This window comes from Betaproteobacteria bacterium (assembly GCA_016791345.1).
Taxonomy (GTDB): Bacteria; Pseudomonadota; Gammaproteobacteria; order Burkholderiales; family JAEUMW01; genus JAEUMW01.
This window is the reverse complement of the sequence record JAEUMW010000264.1, coordinates 1-5,582: the sequence shown is the minus strand read 5'-3', so window position 1 is coordinate 5,582 and position 5,582 is coordinate 1. Positions and strand designations below refer to the sequence as shown.

At 65.1% G+C, this 5,582-nt stretch carries 4 protein-coding genes and 1 pseudogene; 1 reads left to right on the top strand and 4 read right to left on the bottom strand.

Features of this window, described 5'->3' with window-relative positions:
* On the bottom strand, positions 1-797 hold a 797-nt coding region (locus JNK68_10570), incomplete at its 3' end, for a hypothetical protein (protein ID MBL8540801.1).
* A gap of 175 nt (positions 798-972) precedes the next feature.
* Entirely contained in the window at positions 973-1,386 is a 414-nt protein-coding gene (locus JNK68_10565) for a hypothetical protein (GenBank protein ID MBL8540800.1), read from the bottom strand.
* Between the two features lie 209 nt (positions 1,387-1,595).
* Here JNK68_10565 and JNK68_10560 point away from each other — a divergent pair.
* Positions 1,596-2,631 (top strand): annotated as a pseudogene (locus tag JNK68_10560) (zinc-dependent alcohol dehydrogenase family protein).
* A gap of 30 nt (positions 2,632-2,661) precedes the next feature.
* On the opposite strand, the gene JNK68_10555 reads toward JNK68_10560, so the two are convergent.
* Positions 2,662-5,394: a cation-transporting P-type ATPase gene (locus JNK68_10555; protein ID MBL8540799.1), complete on the bottom strand. Its 2,733-nt coding sequence runs from the start codon at positions 5,392-5,394 to the stop codon at positions 2,662-2,664.
* Complete coding sequence (locus JNK68_10550) at positions 5,391-5,567, bottom strand: hypothetical protein (protein MBL8540798.1); 177 nt, start codon at positions 5,565-5,567, stop codon at positions 5,391-5,393. The genes JNK68_10555 and JNK68_10550 overlap by 4 nt, the downstream gene beginning before the upstream one ends.
* Between the last annotated feature and the right edge of the window lie 15 nt (positions 5,568-5,582).

Here is a 5,582-nt window from a genome sequence, read left to right as displayed (position 1 = left end):
ATACGTCGTGTGACTTCGTCCTGCACCGCGAATACGTCCTGGATCTTGCGATCATAGCGCTCCCCCCAGACATGGCCGCCCAACACCGAATCGGTCAAACGCGCCGAAATGCGAATCCGATCCCCAACGCGCCGCACGCTGCCTTCCACCACATAGCGCACGCCGAGCTCCCTGCTGATCTCTTCTGTGCTCTTGGTGGCGTTCTTGTACACAAAGGCGGAGTGACGTGAGATGACAAACAGGCTGGATAGCCTCGAAAGCTCGGTCGTAAGGTCCTCCGTTATCCCGTCGGCAAAGTATCCTTGCTCCGGGTCAGAGCTCATGTTTGCGAAGGGCAGGACGACGATCGACACCTTGTCCCGGATCGATCCAAAGCTGAGGAAAGATGGACTAGGGAGGGGAGGTGCGCTTGTCTGCTCGGAGCTTGCCTCGCCGGGAACGTCTCGCCGCTTCGATATCCGGACTGCGTAGGAGCCCTTGGGCAGGTCGATGGAGATATCGTCGGCCCGTCCCTCGCTCGCATAGTATTCGCGCAACTTGGCTCGCAGCTGCCCTGCCTGCACGCGGACTATGGCATCCACAGTAGGATCGAATCCGGTTCGTCGATCGAAGACTTCGATGCCGATCGTGTAACCTTTGAGCAGTCGCGAGTTCCCAGCAAGGGTCTGATCAACCAGATACTTCAAGAACCGCTTCTGCCGTTCCGCCTGGATGAAGATCGGGCTCGCCACGATCTTGTCCAGACTGGCAAGGACCTCGGCAGCGCTGCACGGGAAGGTCGGTTTGTCCTGGTTCATCCCTTCTCCCTCCGATCGATACTCTCGGATCGCCTGGTCGAGCCGGCTTTGCTCCGAGACCGCCACGCCAATCCAACAATAGGACATGGGTCTGCGGAAAGCAAAGCGCGATGCCGCAAAACCGCCACCGCGAAGGAAAAAGGAATGTTTGCGACGCGACCGCAGTGGCGGGTCGTCAACCCACGGGGATGCCGTGATCGATGAGCCAGTTCCGATCAAGCTCCCACTTGACGGACTTGACCTCGGGCTGGGACAGCACGATGCGGCGCGCTTCTTCCTGCACGGCGGCGAGCGCCTTCTCGGCCGCGACGAATTCCGGATCACGGGTATCCCGCGGTTTCAGGTTGGGATCGATCGCACGGATCATCCGGTAGACCGGCACCTGGGGTGAGCGCGGCGTGGTCATCGTCGCCACACCGTTCTCCAGGCGCAGCACGCGAAACTGGTAGGGATAGGCGCGCAGCGCAGCGCTGCCGTTGCGCGCGATCGCCTCGTTGAGCGCGTCGACCTGCCGATCCCTCTGCATCCAGTAGACGAGGGCGGCGAGAACCAGCGCGAGAACGACGATGGCGGTAGATCGGCGTGTCATGGCTGAGACCGTATCACCGGGAGGGACGGCGGTTCAAGCTCGGGCGGTGGCGTTCCGCGACGCGTGCACGGCCCCCGAAGCCCGTGTGCATGAAAACCGTGGAAGCGAGGATGGCCGTACGCCCGGAATCGCCGGCGGTGATGCGCGAGAATGCTCCGATCAAGCGTCCAGCCATCGCTTGTGAGTTCATCAAAGGAATGGAGAAGGCCATGCAAGCGCTTGTTTACCACGGACCCGGCAAGAACGCCCTCGAAGAGCGTCCGAAGCCCGAGCTGCAAGCGGCCGGCGATGCGATCGTGAAGATCACCCGGACGACGATCTGCGGCACGGATCTGCATATCCTGAAGGGTGACGTGCCTTCCTGCGCACCGGGGCGGATCCTCGGACACGAAGGCGTCGGCGTGATCGATGCCGTCGGCACGGCCGTTACCGCGTTGCGCCCGGGAGATTCCGTGCTCATTTCGTGCATATCGTCCTGCGGAAAATGCGAGTACTGCCGCCGCGGTGTACTCTCACTGCACCACCGGGGGTTGGATACTCGGCAACGAGATCGACGGAACGCAGGCGGAGTACGTGCGCATTCCGCACGCCGATACCAGCCTCTATCCAATCCCGAAGACGGCAGACGAAGAAGCTCTGGTGATGCTGAGCGACATCCTCCCCACCGGGTTCGAATGCGGCGTACTTAACGGCAAGGTGGCCCCCGGCTCGACGGTCGCGATCGTCGGCGCCGGCCCGATCGGCCTGGCTGCGCTGCTCACCGCGCAGTTCTATTCGCCTGCGGAAGTCATCATGATCGATCTCGACGACAACCGCCTGGAGGTCTCACGCCGCTTCGGGGCGACCCAGACCATCAACAGCGCGGATGGAAAGGCGGTCGAGAAGGTCAAGACGCTGACGAACGGCGTGGGTGTCGACACGGCGATCGAGGCGGTGGGCGTGCCCGCCACGTTCCTGCTCTGTCAGGACCTGGTCGCCCCCGGTGGCACCATAGCCAATGTCGGCGTGCACGGCTCGAAGGTCGACCTGCATCTCGAGAACCTCTGGGCGCACAACATCACGATCACCACGCGACTCGTCGATACGGTCAGCACGCCGATGCTGCTCAGGACCGTGCTGTCGCGAAAGATCGACCCCAAGGTCCTGATCACTCACCGCTTCAAGCTCGCGCAGATCCTGGACGCTTATGAGACCTTCGGTCACGCAGCGAACACTCGCGCCCTGAAGGTGATCATCGAGGCGTAACGCACAGCCTCGAACTATGCAGGCAGGCTTTCAAACCTGCGACCGGCGCTGTGCCACACGGGCACGGATCCACTTCTCCATCCCCACGGCGGCATAGGCGGCAAGCCCGACGCCCAGGATGTGCAGCCACGCTTCGGCGGTGATCGGCGCCGTGTGAAACAGGCGGTTCATGATCGGCACGTAGGTCAGGGCAAGCTGGGCCGCGAGCATCGCGGCACTCCCCCACAGCACCCACGGGTTCGAGAAAAAGCCGACGGACCACGTGGAGCCCCTGAGGGAGCGGCAGTTGAAAAGATAGAAGATGTCGACGACGACGATCGTGTTGACGACGATGGTGCGCGCCTCGGCAAGCGTGGCGCCGCGCGTCTGCTCCCACATGAAGAGCCCGAAGGCGCCGGCGAGCAGGATCAGCGAGACGAATCCCGTGCGCATGAAAAGCGCGAACGTGAGGATCGGGCGCTTCGGGTCGCGCGGAGGACGCAGCATGAGATTGCGCTCCTTCGGCTCGAAGACCAGCGTGAGCCCGAGCAGCAGTGCCGTCATCATGTTGATCCAGAGAATCTGCACCGGCAGCGCAGGCAGCGCGACACCGGCAACGATGGCGGCGAGGATGACGAGTCCTTCACCCAGATTGGTGGGCAAGGTCCAGACGATGAACTTCGTCAGGTTGTCGAAGACGTTGCGCCCCTCCTCCACCGCCGCTTCGATGGAGGCGAAGTTGTCGTCGGTGAGGATCATGTCGGCGGCGCCCTTTGCCACGTCGGTGCCGGTGATCCCCATGGCGACCCCGATGTCGGCCTGCTTGAGGGCGGGTGCGTCGTTGACGCCGTCGCCCGTCATCGCCACCACGTTGTCGCGTGACTGCAGGGCGCGCACGAGCCTGAGCTTCTGCTCCGGTGCCACGCGTGCGAATACCGCAGCTTCCGTGGCGACTTCCGCGAGCTGCTCGTCGTTCAGACGCTCCAGATCACGCCCGCTCACGGCAAAGCGCGACGCTGCGCCTTCGAGACCGATGCTGCGCGCGATGGCCTCGGCGGTAAGCAGATGGTCGCCGGTGATCATCTTCACCGCGATGCCGGCCTGCTGACACTGCCGGACCGCTGCCGTGGCCTCTGCCCGCGGCGGGTCGATCATCCCCTGCAGACCGAGAAACGTGAGTCCCCCCGCGACGTGGCGGTGCGCGAGGCGACGCTGCTCGCGCGGCGCCAGGTGGCGTGCGAAGGCCAGCACGCGCAGGCCGCGCGCCGCGAGTTCGTCCGCCGTGCGCCGCAGCGAGTCGCGGTCGATCTCGGCAGCCGCGCCGGATTCGTCGAGCGCATCCGTGCAGCGGTCGAGCAGACGCTCCACCGCGCCCTTCATGTAGATGACGTGGCCACGCTCGCCGACATCGTGCAGTGTCGCCATGTACTGGTGCTCGGATTCGAACGGGATGGCGTCGAGCCGCGGCAGCGCCTCCACCGCTGCTGCATGGGCGAGACCGGCCTTTTCGGCGACCACGATGAGCGCCCCTTCCGTCGGATCGCCCTGCACCGTCCAACGCTCCCTGGCGTGGACGAGTTGTGCGTCGTTGCACAGCAGACCCGCGCGCAGGCACTCCATGAGCGCGGCGCAGCGGGAGGGATCGATGCGCTGCCCTGCCGCATCGCGAAATTCTCCCTGCGGAGCGTAGCCGCCACCGGTCACGGTGTAGATCGAGGCGCCGGCAAAGACCGCCTGCACCGTCATCTGGTTCTCGGTGAGCGTGCCCGTCTTGTCGGAGCAGACCACCGTGGTGCTGCCCAGCGTTTCCACCGCCGGCAGCTTGCGGATGATGGCGCGGCGCCGCGCCATGCGCGATACGCCGATGGCAAGCGTGATCGTCACCGCCGCCGGCAGCCCCTCGGGGATCGCCCCCACGGCCAGCGCCACCGCCGCCATGAACATCGCGAATGCGCTTTCCCCGCGCCAGAGACCGAGCGCGAACGTGGCCACCGCGAGAGCGAGGATCGCCCACAGCATGATGCCGCTGAAGTGCGCGATCTTGCGCGTGAGTGGCGTGGAGAGATCGGTCGCCTCCGAGATGAGCCAGGCGATGCGCCCCATCTCGGTACGGTCGCCGGTGGCCCACACCACACCTTCGGCGCGCCCATAGGTCACCAGCGTTCCGGCGAAGGCAAGGTTGTGGCGTTCGGCGAGAATCGTGTCGAGCGCGAGCACGTTGCCGTGCTTGGCGACGGGCACCGACTCGCCGGTAAGCGCAGACTCGTCGACCTGCAGATCGCGCACCTCGGAGAGGCGCAGATCCGCCGGCACCTTGTCGCCCGACTCGAGCAGCACCATGTCGCCGGGCACCAGCGTCTCGGACGGCACGCGCTGCCGGCGGCCGTCGCGCCGCACGGTGGCGGCGGTGACGACCATCTGGGCAAGCGCGCTGATCGCCTTCTCCGCGCGCGCCTCCTGCACGTAGCCGACGACGGCGTTGAGGAAGACGACGCCGAAGATGACTGAGGCATCGACCCATTCGCCAAGCACCGCCGTGATCACGCTCGCGGCGAGCAGCACATAAAGCAGCGGCTGGTGGAACTGGAGCAGGAAGCGCATCCAGTCACTCCGCCCCTTCCTGAACGTGAGCCGGTTCGGACCGAAGTTCTTCTGGCGGCGGTCGACCTCGGTTGCGGCAAGTCCCGCCCGCAGGTCGGTCGCGAGCAACTCGCTGACTTTCTCGGCCGGCAGCTCATGCCAGGCGTGGCTGGCGTCCGGATGGTGACGTGGTTCGCGACTCATGCGAAGGAATCTCTCAACAGCTCAGCTACGGACGCCGCCCGGTCTTCGAAGAGTTCCGCGATCTCTCCCCAGCGCGCAGCCGGGTCGGCAGTGATGGTGGCGATCGTGTCCTCGAACGCGCGCCACATCGCTTCCGTCGCGAGTTCGTAGGCGTGACCCCAGAAGTAGAACACGCCGCCGTCTCGCGC

Excerpts from the sequence above, each read along its gene's own strand:
- JNK68_10555 (MBL8540799.1), bottom strand. The coding sequence starts at position 5,394 with ATGAGTCGCGAACCACGTCACCATCCGGACGCCAGCCACGCCTGGCAT.
- JNK68_10565 (MBL8540800.1), bottom strand. The coding sequence starts at position 1,386 with ATGACACGCCGATCTACCGCCATCGTCGTTCTCGCGCTGGTTCTCGCC.